This is a genomic window from Pseudomonas sp. GW823-FHT02F05 (assembly GCF_058797315.1).
In genome coordinates this window covers 97,318-112,885 of record NZ_JBXAJM010000012.1, presented here as the reverse complement: position 1 = coordinate 112,885, position 15,568 = coordinate 97,318, and the positions used below count along the sequence as shown (strand labels likewise).

Here is a 15,568-nt window from a genome sequence, read left to right as displayed (position 1 = left end):
TCATCGTTGACGATCTTCGCGAGCAAGCTCGCTCCTACACTAGTTGCGCTCCCACACCTCGAAGTTGTAGGCCGGCTTATCACCTTCAGCCGGATTTTCGACATTCGACACCAGCTTCCACTGGTTCCCATCAAACTGCGGAAACCACGCATCCCCTCCCGGGCTCAGCGCCACGCGGGTCAGGTACAAGCGATCGGCCTGTTCCAGCCCCTGCGCATACAACTGCGCGCCGCCAATCAGCATCAGCTCGTCCACGCCTTGCGCCTTGGCCCATTCCTCAGCGCGCTCGACCGCTGCACCCAGTGAAGGAAAAACTTCCGCACCTTCCAGCACAAGATCGGTCTGACGGCTGACCACCAGGTTCAAGCGCCCCGGCAGCGGTCGGCCCAGGGAGTCCCAGGTCTTGCGCCCCATGATGATCGGCTTGCCAAGGGTGGTGGCTTTGAAATATTTGAAATCCCCCGGCAAATGCCAGGGCATGCTGTTGTCGACGCCGATCACACGGTTTTCACCGAGGGCTGCGATCAGGCTTAAAGGGAGAGTTTTTTTCATGGCGACGAGAATACCAGAGCGGCGAGCCAGCGGTTATGCTCCAACCTCATCAACACGACAGGACGGCGCGTGACTGCACTGAACCCGCTGCACAGACTTTGGCTGACAGAAACCGTGCGCCTGCGCGAAGAACACGCCGGCCCCCTGGAAGACCTGGAAGCCAACCGCTTGGCCCGCACCGCCGGGGGCGACCTGGCCACGCGCATCCAGCAGCGTGCGCTGCACCTGGCCGAGCGCGATGGTTTGGCCGCCGCGCTCAGCCGCTGGCTGCAAGGCGCACGCCTGGCGCTGTTGTTACTGGCGGCGGTCGCCGTCATCAGCGGCGCCGGTTTGGCGTTCGCCGCGCTGGGTAATGGCCTGGCCCCGGTGAATGTGTTCTGGGCCTTGGGCAGCCTGCTCGGCCTGAACCTGATCTTGCTGATCAGTTGGGCCCTGGGCCTGTTGTTTGCCGGCGAACACAGCGCCAGCCTTGGCCGGCTGTGGTTGTGGCTCAGCGAGAAACTGGCCCGTGACGCCAAGGCCGCGCAACTGGCCCCGGCGTTGTTGCTGTTGCTGCAACGGCAAAAACTCAATCGCTGGGCGGTGGGTGTGCTGGTCAACAGCTTGTGGTTGCTGGCCTTGCTCAGCGCCCTGGTGATCCTACTGACTCTGCTCGCCACCCGCCGCTATGGGTTTGTGTGGGAAACCACCATTCTCGGCGCCGATACCTTTGTCGCCGTGACCCAGGCCCTCGGCACACTCCCGGCTCTGCTCGGTTTCAATGTGCCCACCGTGGAGATGATCCGCGCCAGCGGCGACTCCGCGCTGAATATCGAAAGCGCCCGCCAGGCCTGGGCGGCCTGGCTGGTGGGCGTGTTGCTGGTCTACGGTCTGCTGCCGCGGTTGATCCTTGCCTTGCTGTGCCTGTGGCGATGGAAACGCGGGCGCGCAGCGTTGCACCTGGACCTCAACCTGCCCGGCTACGCCCAACTGCGCGAACGCCTGATGCCCAGCAGCGAGCGCCTGGGGGTCAACGATGTGGCGCCCGATCACCTGCACTCGATCAGCGGCGGCGCAAGTGAGCTGGAGAGTGATGGCGCCTTGCTGGTCGCCATCGAACTCGACGACCAACACCCTTGGCCCCCCAAACTGCCTGCCAACGTCAAGAACGCCGGCATCCTCGACAGCCGCGAATCACGCAACAAACTGCTGGAGCAACTCAGCCGTTTCCCACCCGCGCGCCTGGCCATCGCCTGTGACCCGCGCCGCTCGCCCGACCGTGGCAGCCTGGCACTGATCGCCGAGCTGGCACGCAGCGCCACCGACACTCGCGTATGGCTGCTGCAGGCACCACCGGGCCAGGCGCTGGACGCCGAGCGCCTGGGCGACTGGCATGCCGCGTTGCAACAGCTTGAAGTGTCGTTTGCCGATTGCGCGCCGCTCACTTGGCTGGAGACAGGTCATGACTAAACCGCTGAAACTCGCCGTGGTCGGCCATACCAACGTGGGCAAAACCTCATTGTTGCGCACCCTCACCCGCGATGTCGGCTTTGGCGAAGTGTCCCATCGCCCCAGCACCACGCGGCACGTGGAAGGTGCACGCCTATCGGTAGATGGCGAAGCTTTGCTGGAGCTGTACGACACTCCCGGCCTGGAAGACGCCATCGCCCTGCTCGATTACCTGGAACGCCTCGACCGCCCCGGCGAACGCCTGGATGGCCCTGCGCGGCTGACGCGTTTCCTGGAAGGCAGCGAGGCGCGCCAGCGTTTCGAACAGGAAGCCAAGGTGCTGCGCCAGTTGCTGGCCTCCGATGCCGGCCTGTACGTGATCGACGCTCGCGAGCCGGTGCTGGCCAAGTACCGCGACGAACTGCAAGTGCTGGCCAGTTGCGGCAAGCCGTTGTTGCCGGTGCTCAACTTTGTCAGCAGCAGCGACCACCGCGAACCGGACTGGCGCGAAGCCCTGGCCCGCCTCGGCCTGCATGCGCTGGTGCGTTTCGACAGCGTGGCACCGCCCGAAGACGGCGAACGCCGGCTGTATGAAAGCCTGGCCCTGCTGCTGGAAAACTCACGGCCGCAGTTGGAACGCCTGATCCTCGATCAAGAAGCCCAGCGCCAGGCTCGCCAGCAAAGCGCCGCCCGCTTGATCGCCGAACTGTTGATCGACTGCGCGGCCTGCCGTCGCAGTGTGACAACCGAGAATGAGCCCCAAGCCGTCAGCGACTTACGCAAGGCCGTGCGCCAACGCGAACAAAAGTGCGTTGAAGCCCTGCTCAAACTGTTCGGCTTTCGCCCACAGGACGCGGCGGCCAGCGACCTGCCGCTGCTCGACGGTCGCTGGGGCGATGACTTGTTCAACCCCGAAACCCTCAAGCAACTTGGCGTGCGGGTCGGCGGCGGGATAGCTGCCGGAGCCGCTGCCGGTGCTGGCGTGGATCTACTGGTCGGCGGCCTGACCCTTGGCGCCGCGGCCCTGGCAGGCGCTATCGCCGGTGGCGCCCTGCAAACCGCACGCAGCTACGGCAGTCGCCTGCTCGGCAAGATCAAGGGCCAGCGCGAGCTGACCGTCGACGACAGCGTGCTGCGCCTGCTAGCCCTGCGCCAGCGCCAGTTGCTCAAGGCCCTGAACCTGCGCGGCCATGCGGCAATGCACAGCATCAAGGTCGATACGCCCCAGGACAAAACCTGGCGCGAGGGCAAACTGCCCGACGCCTTGAACAAAGCCCGCGCCTATCCGCAATGGTCATCCCTCAACCCTCACGCGAAACTAAGCCAGGCCGAGCGCCAGGAGCAGGTTGAAGCCCTGGCCCAACGCCTGGACCAGACCTGAACCGCCAATGCCTGCCTGTTCCGGGTTCATCACGCTTCTCCCCATAACCTGCGGATATTGCGCTCGGCCATGGCCGGCCCCACGCTCATCCCTACGCCGGTGTGCATCAAGGCAGCGCTGACGCCAGGTGCCGCCTGCACAAACGAAAACGGCCCGGGGCCGCGAGCGCCGTAGACGCCTTGCCAGCGCTCGACCACCTGGATGTTGCACCCCAGGGTCTGCTGCGCCAGCTCGATCATCCAGTCATCGATCTGCTCGGCATTGAAGGGCGACGGGTCGCTGTCGTAATGGTGGGAGTCGCCGATGATCAGTTCGCCATGGGGCGTGGGGCTGATCAGCAGGTGAATGCCGTGCTCCTGCAGATGCGGCGTTTCGCGCAGGATCTGCGCCTGGACCACAGCGGCTTCCGGCAGGTCGGCGAAAGCGCCGTAATGCACGCAACTCAAGCCGGTGAGCAGGGCGTGTTGCAGGTTCAGATTAAGCACCGGCCGCGCACGCAGCATTTGCAGGCGGCAGGTGTGCGGGTTGAGCGGGGCGATGGATTCGGCCAGCAGGGTCTGATAGTCGTGGCCTGAACAGACAACGATCTGCTCACCGCGAAAGCTGCCGGCCGTGCTGTGCAGCTGGCCCGGCTCTACGTCACGTACCAGCGTGGAGAAGTGAAACTCCACGTTCAAGTGCTGGCTCAGGTAATGGATCAGCGCCGGGATCGCCTCGCGGGAGTACAACTGCTGGTCATCCTTGCCATGCAGGGCGGCGCGGTGATGGCGGAACTGGCCGGCGTACAGGTCGTTCATTGCAGCGCCTTGCAGCAGCTGGACGTTGTAGCCGTGCTCCCGCGCGCGCCCGGCGCAGAAGGCTTCGAGCAGATGCTCTTCGGCTTCGGTGCGGGCGAACAGGTAGGAGCCATTGCGCTTGAGCGCCAGGCCCGCCGCTTGCGCCCACTGGCCCCAGATTTCGCGGCTTTCCCGCGCCAGGTCGAGCATTGGCCCTGGTGGTTGACCGGTGACCAGTGCCTGGCCGAAGTTGCGCACTGAGGCGCCCAATGGCATGGCGCTGCGCTCGAACACCTTGACCTTGAGGCCGCGCCTGGCGGCGGCATAGGCGTGGGAGAGACCGAGGATGCCGGCGCCGACGACTAACAGATCACTACTCATACTGTCCTCTGGTTCCCGCGCTCCGCGTGGGAATTCATCCGGTGACGCTCCGCGTCACGACCTTTAAAAGCGGACGCGGAGCGTCCAGAGCGGCGTTACCACGCGGAGCGTGGGAACGATCGGTTACTGTTTTTCCGACTTGCCGTCATAACGCTTACGCCATTCGGCCAAGATGCTGTCACGGTTCTTGGAAGCCCAGATAAAGTCGTTCTTGATCAACCGTTGCTCATAGTCCGCCGGCAATTCGGTCTGCGGCTTGGCGATACCCGGTTGCGCGAGCACGGCGAAATTTTCCTTGTACAGGTCCATCGCCGCGGTGCTGGCAGAGAAGTCGGCGAGTTTTTTCGCCGCGTCGGCATGGGCAGTGCCCTTGATCACAGCGGTGGCTTCGATCTCCCAGCCCAGGCCCTCTTTGGGCAGGATGATCTCCAGCGGCGCGCCCTGGCGTTTGAGCTGAACCGCCGGGTATTCGAAGGAAATGCCTATCGGGAACTCACCGGACGCCGCCAGCTTGCACGGCTTGGAGCCGGAGTGAACGTACTGGCCGATGTTCCGGTGCAGGTCGTCCATGTACAGCCAGCCTTGCTTCTCGCCGAAGGTCTGGAGCCAGGCGCTGACATCCAGGAAGCCGGTGCCTGAAGACGCCGGGTTAGGCATCACGATCTTGCCCTTGTATTCGGGCTTGGTCAGGTCCTGCCAGCTCACCGGTTTGGTGAGGCCCTGCTTCTCGGCTTCGACGGTGTTGAAGCAGAGGGTGGCGGCCCACACGTCCATGCCCACCCAGGCCGGAGGGTTGGCGGCGTCGCGGTAGTTTTTACCGATCTTGTCCAAGTCCTTGGGCGCGTAGTTGTCGAGCATGCCTTGCTGATCGAGGATCGCCAGGCTGGAGGCGGCCAGGCCCCACACCACGTCAGCCTGGGGGCGGTCTTTCTCGGCCAGCAGTTTGGCGGTGATGATGCCGGTGGAGTCGCGCACCCACTTGATCTCGACGTCGGGGTTGGCCTGTTCGAAGGCTTTTTTGTAGGTCTTCAATTGTTCGGCTTCAAGGGCCGTGTACACCGTCAATTCGGTCTTGGCCAAAGCATTCAGGCTGAATGCCGTGAGGACTGCAGCGACCAGCGCCAGGGGCTTGAACATGGAGCACCTCCTTCAGGGATGTTTTATCGGCCAGGTGCGCGCAGGCGCCAGGCTTGGGAGCGGCGCAGCGCGCCACGTGAAGCCCACGCCAGCAGCAGCGAGACGCTGGCCGAGGTGAACAGGATCAGGGTCGACATGGCCGCCGCGCCGCCCACATTGCCGGCGTCGTCCATGTTCAGCACCGCGACCGCGGCGAGGATGGTGTCGGGGCTGTAGAGGAAGATCGCGGCGGAGACGGTGGTCATCGCCGAGACAAACAGGTAGCGCAGAATGTCCAGCAGCGCCGGCAGACAGATCGGCACCGTGACGCGCAGATAATGGCGGTACAACGGTGCCTTGAGGGACAACGCGGCAGCTTCGAACTCGGCGTCCAACTGGCGCAAGGCGGTGGTCGCAGTCATCTGCGCGGTGGTCAGGTAGTGCGCAATGGTGCACACCACCAGCAACGCCATGCTGCCGTACAACACATGCAGCGGGTTGCCGTTGAGGTTGAAGAAAAACACGTAGCCCAACCCCAGGACCAGGCCCGGCACGGCCATCGGCACGAAGCTGAGCATGCGCAGCGCCAGGTTGAGGTTTTTCTGGCCCTTGGTTTTTTCCATCAGATAGGCGCCGGTGAAAATCAGCACGCTGCCGATCAACGCCGTGCACAGCGCCATGGTCAGGCTGTTGCGATAGGCCAGCCAGCCGCCGCCGGCGGTGTCTTCGAATTGGTAGTGGTTGAGCGACAGCGACAGGTTGTACGGCCAGAATTTCACCAGCGAGGAGTACACCGCCATGCCGAACACCAGCAGCAACGCCGCGCAAATCAGCAGCACGACGGCCAGGTAGCACCCGTCGCGCAGCCGCGATGGCGCTGGCTGGAACACCTGGGCGCGGCCGCTCATCGCGTCGCCATGCCGACGGCGCAACCACGCATCCACGCCAAAGCTGAACAGCGCCGGCAGCAGCAACACCATGCCGATCAACGCGCCGCGACCGAACTGTTGCTGGCCCACCACCGCCTTGTAGGCTTCCAGCGCCAGCACCTGATAATCGCCGCCCACCACCACCGGTACTCCGAAGTCGGTGATGGTCAGGGTGAACACCAGGCAGAAAGCGGCGAACACCGCTTGGCGCGTGGCCGGCCAGGTAATGCTGCGAAACGCCCGTGCCGGGCTGGCGCCCATGCTCGAAGCGGCGTCGAACAAACGCGCATCCGCCAGGGACAACGCCGAGAGCAAGATCATCAAGGCATGGGGAAAGGTGTAAATCACCTCACCGAGCACAATGCCCCAGAAACCGTAGATATTCTCCGAGAACAAACCGCGCAGCAGGCCCTGGTTGCCGAACAGATAAACCAGGGCAATGCCCGGCAGCATCGACGGCGCCATCAATGGCAGCAATGACAGGCCACGCCAGATGGACTTGCCGGGGATCAGCGTGCGTTGCAGGGCATAGGCAAACAAGTAGGCCAGCGGTACGACGATGGCCGCGACGCTGAGGGAAACTTTCAGGCTATTGCCCAGCAACCAGTGGAAGTTGGCGCTGCCCAGCAGTTCGCGAGCGGCTACCAAGCCACCGCCCTGCCCGGCTTCGCTGCTGAAGCCGCGCCAGAAGATCGCCAACAGCGGCAACAGCACCGCCACCACTAACAGGCCCAGCCAGAGCCACTTGCCGCCGACCACGAAGAGGCGGTCGCCCCACTCGGCGCGTGATACCTGACGCAGGACCGGCAATGTCATCACAGCCCCCATCTCAGGCAAACACCTGCAGGCTGCGCGGCGGCAACGCCACCCAGATGTCCTGGGCGCCCAGGCGCGGCATCGCTTCCGGCGCCAGTTCAGCCAGCAACGCATGGCCCGGCAATTGTTCCAGCTCAAAGCTCATGCGGCAGCGGTTACCGAGAAAGGTGATCTCGCGAACCTTGGCCGGGAAAAGGTTTTCTTCATGCACCAGCGGGTTGACGCAAATGGCTTCCGGGCGGCAGAACAAGCGGCCGGACTGGGCGACACCCGCGTCCTCAGCCAGGCGCATGTTCAACCCACCCACCTGGGCATGGCTGGCGCTGTTACGGCTGAACGGCAACCAGTTGCCCTGGCCGACAAACTCCGCCACGAACGGCGTGGCCGGGCGGTCGTAGATTTCCTGGGGCGTGGCGTACTGCTCGACCTTGCCGTTGTTCATCACGGCGATACGGTCGGCCATCAACATGGCTTCGTCCTGGTTGTGGGTCACCATCAAGGTGGTGATACCCAAGCGCCGCTGCAGTTGACGCAGCTCGGTGCACAGGTGCTCGCGCACCCGGGCATCGAGGGCCGACATCGGCTCATCCAACAGCAATAACGACGGCGCCGGCGCCAGTGCGCGGGCCAGGGCGACGCGCTGTTGCTGGCCGCCGGAGAGTTGGCCGGGGTACTTCTTTTCGCTGCCCACCAGGCCCACCAGCTCAAGCATCTGCGCGACCCGCTTGCGCACTTCATCGCGGCCGCTGCCGGTGAGGCCGTAGCCGATGTTCGCTTCAACGCTGAGGTTGGGAAACAACGCATAGGACTGGAACAGGATGCCGTAGTCCCGCGCCTGGGGTGGCAGCAGGGACACGTCCCGCTCGCCCAGGTAAAGCTCACCGCTGTCCTGGCGCTCCAGGCCGGCAATGCAGCGCAGCAGTGTGGTCTTGCCGCAGCCGGAAGGGCCCAGCAGGCACACCAGCTCGCCGGCGGCGACGTCCAGGGAGACGTTGTCCAGCGCGGTGAAGGCGCCAAAGCGTTTCTGGATTGCGCGCACTTTCATCGGTGCGCCGGGTTGGGTCAGGGCTGTGTGCATGGTGGCACCTCATCGAACGGATGAAGGCCATGCTAGGAGGGCAATGCGTAGCGGGTGTGGCAGAAAGGCAAAAAGAGGTGATAGTGGTATTGGTGGATTTGTGTAGGACTCATGATCGTTCCCACGCTATGCGTGGGAATGTCTCTAGTGACGCTCCGCGTCACGGACGCGGAGCGTCCTGGGCGGCGTTCCCACGCGGAGCGTGGGAACGATCAGAGGGGTGACATTTCCTGGGCCAGGCCAAGGAACGCCGCCGGCAGGCGCGCACCTTTGCGCTCCTTGAGGCAATACAGATACTCCGGAATCTGCGGCGCATTCTCGATGGTCAGCACGCGCAACTGCGGGTCATGGGGCACTTCCTGGCGGGCGATGATGCTGATGCCGATATTGCGCAGCACCGCTTCGCGAATCGACTCACGGCTGCCAATCTCCAACAACGGCCCATATCCCACGCCCGCGCTCTTCAACATCTCTTCCGTCAGCCTGCGGGTGGTGGAGCCCGCTTCACGCATCAGCAAGGTGTGCCCGATAAGCGCGCTCAACGGTACGTGATCGAGCTTGGCCAACGGGTGATTGCGGTGCACCGCCAGCACTAGCGGGTCCGTGCCCAGCACGCGGCGGATCAGCCGGGCGTCTTCCAGCAATTGCGATGAGGCCGCGACATCGACGCGGTAATCGTCCAGCGCCTCAAGCACCTGCTGGGAGTTGCCGATTTCCACCGACACGTCCACCTGGGGCAGGCGCTCGCGAAAGGCTTTGACCAGATCGAGGATGTAATACGGCGCCGTTGCGGCAATTCTCAGCGCACCCTGGACCTGGCCGTTGTTGCGCAGGAAAAACTCGATATCCGCTTCCTGCTGCAACAGCGCCTTGACCATCGGCAATAGCCGCGCGCCTTCGTCGCTGACGGTGAGGCGGCGGCCGCCACGGTAGAACAACTCGACGCCGTAGTGGCTTTCCAGGTTGCGAATCTGGGTGGTCACCGTGGGCTGGCTCAAGCCGAGTTTCTTCGCCGCCTGGGTAATGCTGCCCAGACGGGCGACCATGAAAAACGCCTTTAACTCAGCACTCAGCACACCACCCTCTCATCCGCTATTTGCGCACCAGGCGCAGGCCATTGAACACCACCAGCAGGCTCACGCCCATGTCGGCGAAGACCGCCATCCACATGGTCGCCATGCCCATGAACGTGACGGCCAGGAAGATCGCCTTGATCACCAGCGCCAGGGCGATGTTCTGCTTGAGGATACTCGACGTTTGCCGCGACAACCGAATGAAAGCCGGAATCTTGCGCAAATCATCGTCCATCAGCGCCACGTCGGCGGTCTCGATAGCGGTATCGGTGCCCGCTGCGGCCATGGCAAAGCCGATCTCGGCACGAGCCAGGGCCGGGGCGTCGTTGATACCGTCACCGACCATGCCCACCCGATGGCCCTGGCCGTAGAGGGTTTCGATGGCTTGCAGCTTGTCGGTGGGCAACAGGTCGCCCTGGGCCTGGTCGATACCCACCTGGGCCGCAATGGCCTTGGCAGTGTGGGTGTTGTCGCCAGTGAGCATCAGAGTCTTGATGCCCAGGTCGTGCAACTGCTGAATGGCTTCGCGGCTGCTCTCCTTGACCGTGTCGGCCACGGCAAACAGCGCCAGCGGGCCAGACTTGTCCAACAGCAACACCACGGACTTGCCTTGTTTTTCCAAAGCAAAGAGTTTCTCTTCCAAGGCCTCGGAACACAGACCGAGGTCTTCCACCAGGCGGTGGTTACCCAGGTGATAGGTCTGGCCGTTGATATCACCCCGCACACCGCGCCCGGCCAGGGCTTCGAAGTTATCCACAGCGTGAGTCGACAGGTTTTTATCCACAGCTGCGTTGGCAATCGCCAGGGACACCGGGTGATCGGAGCGCGATGCCAAGCTGGCCGCCAGGGCCGGCGCGCTGTCTTCGATGTTCGGGAACAGCGGCAGGTAGTCGGTTTGCACCGGTTTGCCGTGGGTGATGGTGCCGGTCTTGTCGAGGGCCAGGTAGTCGAGCTTGTAGCCGCCCTCCAGGTACACGCCGCCCTTGATCAGGATGCCTTTGCGCGCCGCTGCCGCCAGGCCGCTGACAATGGTCACCGGGGTGGAGATCACCAAGGCACAAGGGCAGGCCACCACCAGCAGCACGAGGGCGCGGTAGATCCAGTCAAACCACACGCCCGCCATGAACAGCGGCGGAATCACCGCCACACCGAGGGCAAACAGGAAGACAGCCGGGGTGTAGACCTTGGAGAAACTGTCAACAAAGCGCTGGGTTGGCGCCCGTGCCCCTTGAGCCTGCTCCACGGCGTGAATGATCCGCGCCAGCGTGGAGTTGTTGGCCGCGGCGGTGACCTTGTACTCCAGGGCGCCGGCCTGGTTGATGGTGCCGGCAAACACTTTATCGCCCACGGTTTTTTCTATCGGCAGGCTTTCCCCGGTGATCGGTGCCTGGTCGATGGTGGACTGGCCGGCCGTGACTTCCCCGTCGAGCCCGATGCGCTCGCCGGGTTTTACTCGGACAATCGCGCCAAGATCAATGCTCTTGACCTCTTGTTCCAGCCAGGAACCATCGGCCTGGCGCACCGTGGCCTGTTCCGGAGTCATCTGCATCAGGCCGCTGATGGCGTTGCGCGCACGGTCCAGGGACTTGGCCTCAATCAACTCGGCCACGGTGAACAGGAACATCACCATCGCCGCTTCGGGCCACTGGCCAATCAGGATCGCGCCCGTCACCGCGATGCTCATCAAGGCATTGATATTGAGGTTGAAGTTCTTCAGGGCAATCCAGCCCTTCTTGTAGGTGGTAAGGCCACCGCTGAGAATCGACACCAACGCCACCAGCGCGATTACCCAGGTGGGCGCCACACCAGTGAAGTGCAACACCTCGGCCCCCAGGGCACCCACGCCCGACACCGCCAGCGGCCACCAATGTTTCTTGGCGGGCGGCGCGGCAGCGGGGCTGCCTTCTTCGATAGGGTCGGCCTGCATGCCGATGGACTTGATTGCCTCAATGATCGGCGCGGTGTTCGGCAGGTCATGGGTGACGCCGAGGATGCGGTTGATCAGGTTGAATTCCAGTTGCTGCACGCCAGCGAGCTTGCCCAGCTTGTTCTGGATCAGAGTCTGCTCGGTAGGGCAGTCCATGGCTTCGATGCGGAAGGTGCTCAGGCGCGAGCCGGCGGTGGGCGCCTCACTCAGGGTCACGATGGCAGGCCCGGCAGCGCCGGAGCAGCAGGAGCCGGAATGGCCGTGGTTATCCACAGGCGTGAGTTTGGCGGGCCCATGGTCATGTTTGTGATCATGGCCGTGGTCATGAGCGTGATCGTGATCGTGATCGTGATCGTGATCGTGATCGTGATCGTGATCATGCTTGTGATCGTGCTTGTGCGGGGTATGAATGGAGTGGCTCATCAGGTCGCGTCCGTAAAGGTGCCTGTTGCCAAGTAAAGACCCTGTAGCCACTATAGGGTCAAGCACCCATTTGGAGATTGCTGCGATGAAGATCGGCGAACTGGCCAAACTCACCGATTGCCCGGTGGAAACCATCCGTTATTACGAGAAGGAAAACCTGCTGCCGCCCCCGGCACGCACCGACGGCAACTACCGCGTATACACCCAGGCGCATACCGAGCGACTGACCTTTATCCGCAACTGCCGCAGCCTGGACATGACCCTCGAAGAAATCCGCAGCCTGTTGGGGCTACGCGACAGCCCTCAGGACCAGTGCGAAAGCGTGAATGCGTTGATCGACGAGCATATCCATCATGTGAAAGCGCGGATCGACGGATTGTTGGCCTTGCAGGAACAACTGCTGGACCTGCGCCAACGTTGCGGCGGTGGCAACCAGTGCGGGATCTTGCAGCAGTTGGAAGTCAGCGGAGGGATTGCGGCCAGCGAGGCCGAGCCTTCGCATGTGGGCAGAAGCCACGGCCATTAACTCAGGTGAACACCAAACCCATGTGGGAGCTGGCTTGCCTGCGATGGCGGTGGACCAGCGACATTAATGTCGCCTGACACTGCGCTATCGCAGGCAAGCCAGCTCCCACAGTTTTTCACCGAATAGGGCTTTAGATCGCCACGTCGGCCTTGATGCTTGGGTCGGCGTCGTAGCCCACGATTTCGAAGTCTTCGAACTTATAGTCGTAGATCGACGCAGGCTTACGCTTGATCACCAGTTCCGGCAGTTTTTTCGGCGTACGCGCCAACTGGGTCTGGATCTGCTCCATGTGGTTGCTGTAGGCGTGGGTGTCGCCCGTGGTGACGATGATCTCGTGGGGGATCAGGTCGCACTGCTGGGCCAGCATGTGGGTCAGCAACGCCAGCGCGGCAGTGTTGTACGGCAGGCCCAGGAACACGTCGGAGCTGCGGATATACAGCTGCATCGACAGATGGCCGTCATGCACGAACGCCTGGTAAAGCAAATGGCACGGCGGCAAGGCTTGCTTGCCATTACGCGCGTTTTCCTGCGGGCTCTGGGTTTCGTCCGGCAGGTATTCAACGTTCCAGCCGTGGAACAGGATGCGACGGCTGTTGGGGTTGGTCTTGAGCGTGTGCACCATGTAGTCGATCTGGTTGATCGTGCCGCCGTCCTTGGTCGGCCAGGCAGTCCACTGCTCGCCGTAGACCGGGCCCAGGTCGCCGTCTTCGGTGGCCCACTCATCCCAAATCTTCACGCCATTTTCGTTGAGCCACTTGATGTTGGTGTTGCCGCTCAACATCCAGATCAGTTCGTTGGCGATGCTTTTGAAGTGCAGCTTCTTGGTGGTCAGCAGCGGGAAGCCGTCGGCCAGGTTATGCCGATACTGACGCGCAAACACAGCCTTGGTGCCGGTGCCCGTGCGGTCGCCCTTGGTCAGGCCATTGGTCACGACGTCCTGCAGCAGTTCGAGATATTGCTTCATGTTTTTACCCGTATCGTTGAAGCCAAGACCTCCTGGTCTTGGCATTCGAATTTAAAGCGCGGCGTTCTTCAGCGGCTGCGGGCGATTGTACGCCCACCACAGCATGCCCAGGCCCGCCAGGATCATCGGCAGGCTAAGCACCTGACCCATGGTCAGCCAGCCCCATGCCAGGTAGCCCAACTGCGCATCCGGTACCCGTACGAATTCGACGATAAAGCGGAAAATCCCGTAGAACAGCGCGAACATGCCCGACACGGCCATGGTTGGGCGTGGCTTGCGCGAGAAGATATAGAGAATAAGGAACAGCGCCACACCTTCCAACGCGAACTGGTAAAGCTGCGACGGGTGGCGCGGCAATTGCGCCGGGTCGCTGAACGGCGGGAACACCATCGCCCACGGTACGTCGGTCGGCTTGCCCCACAACTCGGCGTTGATAAAGTTACCAATGCGCCCGGCGCCCAGGCCGATCGGCACGAAGGGTGCGACGAAGTCCATCAGTTGGAAGAACGACTTGCCATTGCGCCGACCAAACCACCAGGCGGCGATCATCACGCCGATAAACCCGCCGTGGAACGCCATGCCGCCCTTCCACACTTCGAAGATCAGGGTCGGGTTGGCGAGATACGCAGACAGGTCGTAGAACAGCACATACCCCAGGCGCCCGCCGACGATCACGCCCATCGACATCCAGAACACCATGTCGGAGAGCTTCTCCTTGGTCCAGGTCGGGTCGAAACGGTTCAGGCGCCGGGAAGCCAGCAGCCAGGCACCGCCGATGCCGATCAGGTACATCAACCCGTACCAATGGATTTTCAGCGGACCGATGGCCAGGGCCACCGGGTCGATCTGCGGGTAAGGCAGCATTGCGACTCCTCGTTAAAACATTTAGTCATGACGCACCGGACCATGCCGATGTGCGATTAAGCCTGCGTTACAGCTGCGAGATCAAATTAAGAAGTTCACATACACACCAAACAGCCCGGCATGTTAACGGATCAGAGGTGCGCGGCCCAACTTCGAGACGATGGAACACCGGCGCGTCTGTGGGTAGAGTGGCAAAAACACAAAAGGGGTCACCCGATGTGCCTGATTGTTTTCGCCTGGCGACCGGGCCATGCCCAACCGCTGATCGTTGCGGCCAACCGCGATGAGTTCTACGCCCGCCCCAGCCTGCCGCTGGCCCAGTGGGCGGATGCGCCCCAGGTCTATGCCGGTCGCGATCAGGAGGCCGGGGGCACCTGGCTGGGGATGAACGCGGATGGGCGCTTTGCCGCCTTGACCAACATCCGCGACCCGCACCAGCCACCGGCACGCAAGTCTCGCGGCGAACTGGTTGCGCGGTTTCTCAGCGGTTCGCTGCCGATCGACGATTATTTGGCCGATGTAAATGGCCGCTCGATTGAATATGCCGGGTTCAACCTGCTGGTGGGCACGCGGGATGAGCTGTGGCACTACAACGCCAATGACACCGAGGCTACGCGGTTGAAGGCTGGGGTGTACGGGTTATCCAATGCCGGGCTGGATACGCCATGGCCGAAGCTGGTGAAGGCCAAAGCAGCGTTCAGCGCCGTGCTGGAAAACCCCGAGCCTGAGGCACTGCTGGGAATTCTCAGCGACCCGCAGACTGCCCCGTTTGCTGAGTTGCCGGACACCGGCGTAGGCCTGGCGACCGAAAGCCTGCTGTCGAGCGTGTTTATCGCCAGCCCCAGTTATGGGACACGGGCGAGCACGGCGCTGATCGTGAATGCCAATGGGACGCGGCGGATGCTGGAGCGCAGCTTTGGCCCGCACGGGGGGCGGCTGGGTGAGGTGGACCTGATGTTTTAGCGCCAATTGCAGCGAGCTGTGGATAACTTGCGGGTTGTCGATGGTCATCAACTCGGCGAGCAAATCCTTGGCCCTGCTCAATTCCACCTGACGCAGCATCCACTTCACTTTGATCGTTCCCACGCTCTGCGTGGGAACGCCTCTTGTGACGCTCTGCGTCACGCTCTAAAAGCCGACGCGGAGCGTCCAGGGCTGCATTCCCACGCAGAGCGCGGGAACGATCTGCTAGAAGCTCGCTCCTACAGGGTTTTGGCCGAGGCCGGGTTGATCATCCGGGTCAACCCCAGGTTTTTCAGCGCCAATTGCAGCGAGCTGTGGATAACTTGCGGGTTGTCGATGGTCATCAACTCGGCGAGCAAATCCTTGGCCCT

At 62.8% G+C, this 15,568-nt stretch carries 15 protein-coding genes; 5 read left to right on the top strand and 10 right to left on the bottom strand.

Annotation, left to right across the window (positions count from 1 at the left end):
- Positions 1–39: 39 nt before the first annotated feature.
- Entirely contained in the window at positions 40–552 is a 513-nt protein-coding gene (locus AC1RAC_RS15885; RefSeq protein WP_054898689.1) for a dihydrofolate reductase, read from the bottom strand.
- Positions 553–621: 69 nt separating this feature from the next.
- On the opposite strand from AC1RAC_RS15885, the gene AC1RAC_RS15880 reads away from it, so the two are divergent.
- Together AC1RAC_RS15880 and AC1RAC_RS15875 are read left to right on the top strand one after the other, a co-directional pair.
- Positions 622–2,001, top strand: coding sequence for a DUF2868 domain-containing protein (locus AC1RAC_RS15880; protein ID WP_200649212.1), 1,380 nt, complete (start codon positions 622–624; stop codon positions 1,999–2,001).
- Positions 1,994–3,361, top strand: a complete 1,368-nt coding sequence (locus AC1RAC_RS15875; RefSeq protein ID WP_054898687.1) for a DUF3482 domain-containing protein — start codon at positions 1,994–1,996, stop codon at positions 3,359–3,361. Before AC1RAC_RS15880 ends, AC1RAC_RS15875 begins: the two co-directional genes overlap by 8 nt.
- A 29-nt stretch (positions 3,362–3,390) precedes the next feature.
- Here the strand turns inward: AC1RAC_RS15875 and AC1RAC_RS15870 are convergent, their stop codons facing one another.
- From AC1RAC_RS15870 to AC1RAC_RS15845, 6 genes are all read right to left on the bottom strand, one after another.
- Positions 3,391–4,518 (bottom strand): TIGR03364 family FAD-dependent oxidoreductase, encoded by a 1,128-nt coding sequence (locus AC1RAC_RS15870; RefSeq protein ID WP_060763939.1) that lies wholly within the window; start codon positions 4,516–4,518, stop codon positions 3,391–3,393.
- 123 nt (positions 4,519–4,641) lie between these two features.
- Positions 4,642–5,655: a putative 2-aminoethylphosphonate ABC transporter substrate-binding protein gene (locus AC1RAC_RS15865; RefSeq protein WP_014720358.1), complete on the bottom strand. Its 1,014-nt coding sequence runs from the start codon at positions 5,653–5,655 to the stop codon at positions 4,642–4,644.
- A gap of 23 nt (positions 5,656–5,678) precedes the next feature.
- A complete protein-coding gene (locus AC1RAC_RS15860) occupies positions 5,679–7,391 on the bottom strand; it encodes a putative 2-aminoethylphosphonate ABC transporter permease subunit (protein WP_492616756.1) in 1,713 nt (570 codons plus the stop codon).
- A gap of 1 nt (position 7,392) precedes the next feature.
- A complete protein-coding gene (locus tag AC1RAC_RS15855; RefSeq protein ID WP_054898684.1) occupies positions 7,393–8,457 on the bottom strand; it encodes a putative 2-aminoethylphosphonate ABC transporter ATP-binding protein in 1,065 nt (354 codons plus the stop codon).
- Positions 8,458–8,669: 212 nt separating this feature from the next.
- Positions 8,670–9,533 (bottom strand): LysR family transcriptional regulator, encoded by an 864-nt coding sequence (locus AC1RAC_RS15850; protein ID WP_057976439.1) that lies wholly within the window; start codon positions 9,531–9,533, stop codon positions 8,670–8,672.
- Between the two features lie 16 nt (positions 9,534–9,549).
- Positions 9,550–11,730 (bottom strand): heavy metal translocating P-type ATPase, encoded by a 2,181-nt coding sequence (locus AC1RAC_RS15845; RefSeq protein WP_492616755.1) that lies wholly within the window; start codon positions 11,728–11,730, stop codon positions 9,550–9,552.
- On the opposite strand from AC1RAC_RS15845, the gene AC1RAC_RS15840 reads away from it, so the two are divergent.
- Positions 11,713–11,916, top strand: a complete 204-nt coding sequence (locus AC1RAC_RS15840) for a hypothetical protein (RefSeq protein WP_463388630.1) — start codon at positions 11,713–11,715, stop codon at positions 11,914–11,916. The genes AC1RAC_RS15845 and AC1RAC_RS15840 overlap by 18 nt on opposite strands.
- Before the next feature lie 49 nt (positions 11,917–11,965).
- Positions 11,966–12,406: a Cd(II)/Pb(II)-responsive transcriptional regulator gene (gene cadR / locus AC1RAC_RS15835; protein ID WP_003195185.1), complete on the top strand. Its 441-nt coding sequence runs from the start codon at positions 11,966–11,968 to the stop codon at positions 12,404–12,406.
- A 130-nt stretch (positions 12,407–12,536) separates the two neighbouring features.
- Here the strand turns inward: cadR and AC1RAC_RS15830 are convergent, their stop codons facing one another.
- Together AC1RAC_RS15830 and lgt are read right to left on the bottom strand one after the other, a co-directional pair.
- A complete protein-coding gene (locus AC1RAC_RS15830) occupies positions 12,537–13,370 on the bottom strand; it encodes a thymidylate synthase (RefSeq protein WP_014720362.1) in 834 nt (277 codons plus the stop codon).
- 51 nt (positions 13,371–13,421) lie between these two features.
- Positions 13,422–14,234 (bottom strand): prolipoprotein diacylglyceryl transferase, encoded by an 813-nt coding sequence (lgt, locus tag AC1RAC_RS15825; RefSeq protein WP_003195189.1) that lies wholly within the window; start codon positions 14,232–14,234, stop codon positions 13,422–13,424.
- 216 nt (positions 14,235–14,450) lie between these two features.
- On the opposite strand from lgt, the gene AC1RAC_RS15820 reads away from it, so the two are divergent.
- Positions 14,451–15,197, top strand: a complete 747-nt coding sequence (locus AC1RAC_RS15820) for an NRDE family protein (RefSeq protein WP_440842148.1) — start codon at positions 14,451–14,453, stop codon at positions 15,195–15,197.
- A gap of 239 nt (positions 15,198–15,436) precedes the next feature.
- Here the strand turns inward: AC1RAC_RS15820 and AC1RAC_RS15815 are convergent.
- Positions 15,437–15,568 (bottom strand): hypothetical protein (locus AC1RAC_RS15815; protein WP_492616764.1); only part of this gene is annotated, 132 nt, incomplete at its 5' end.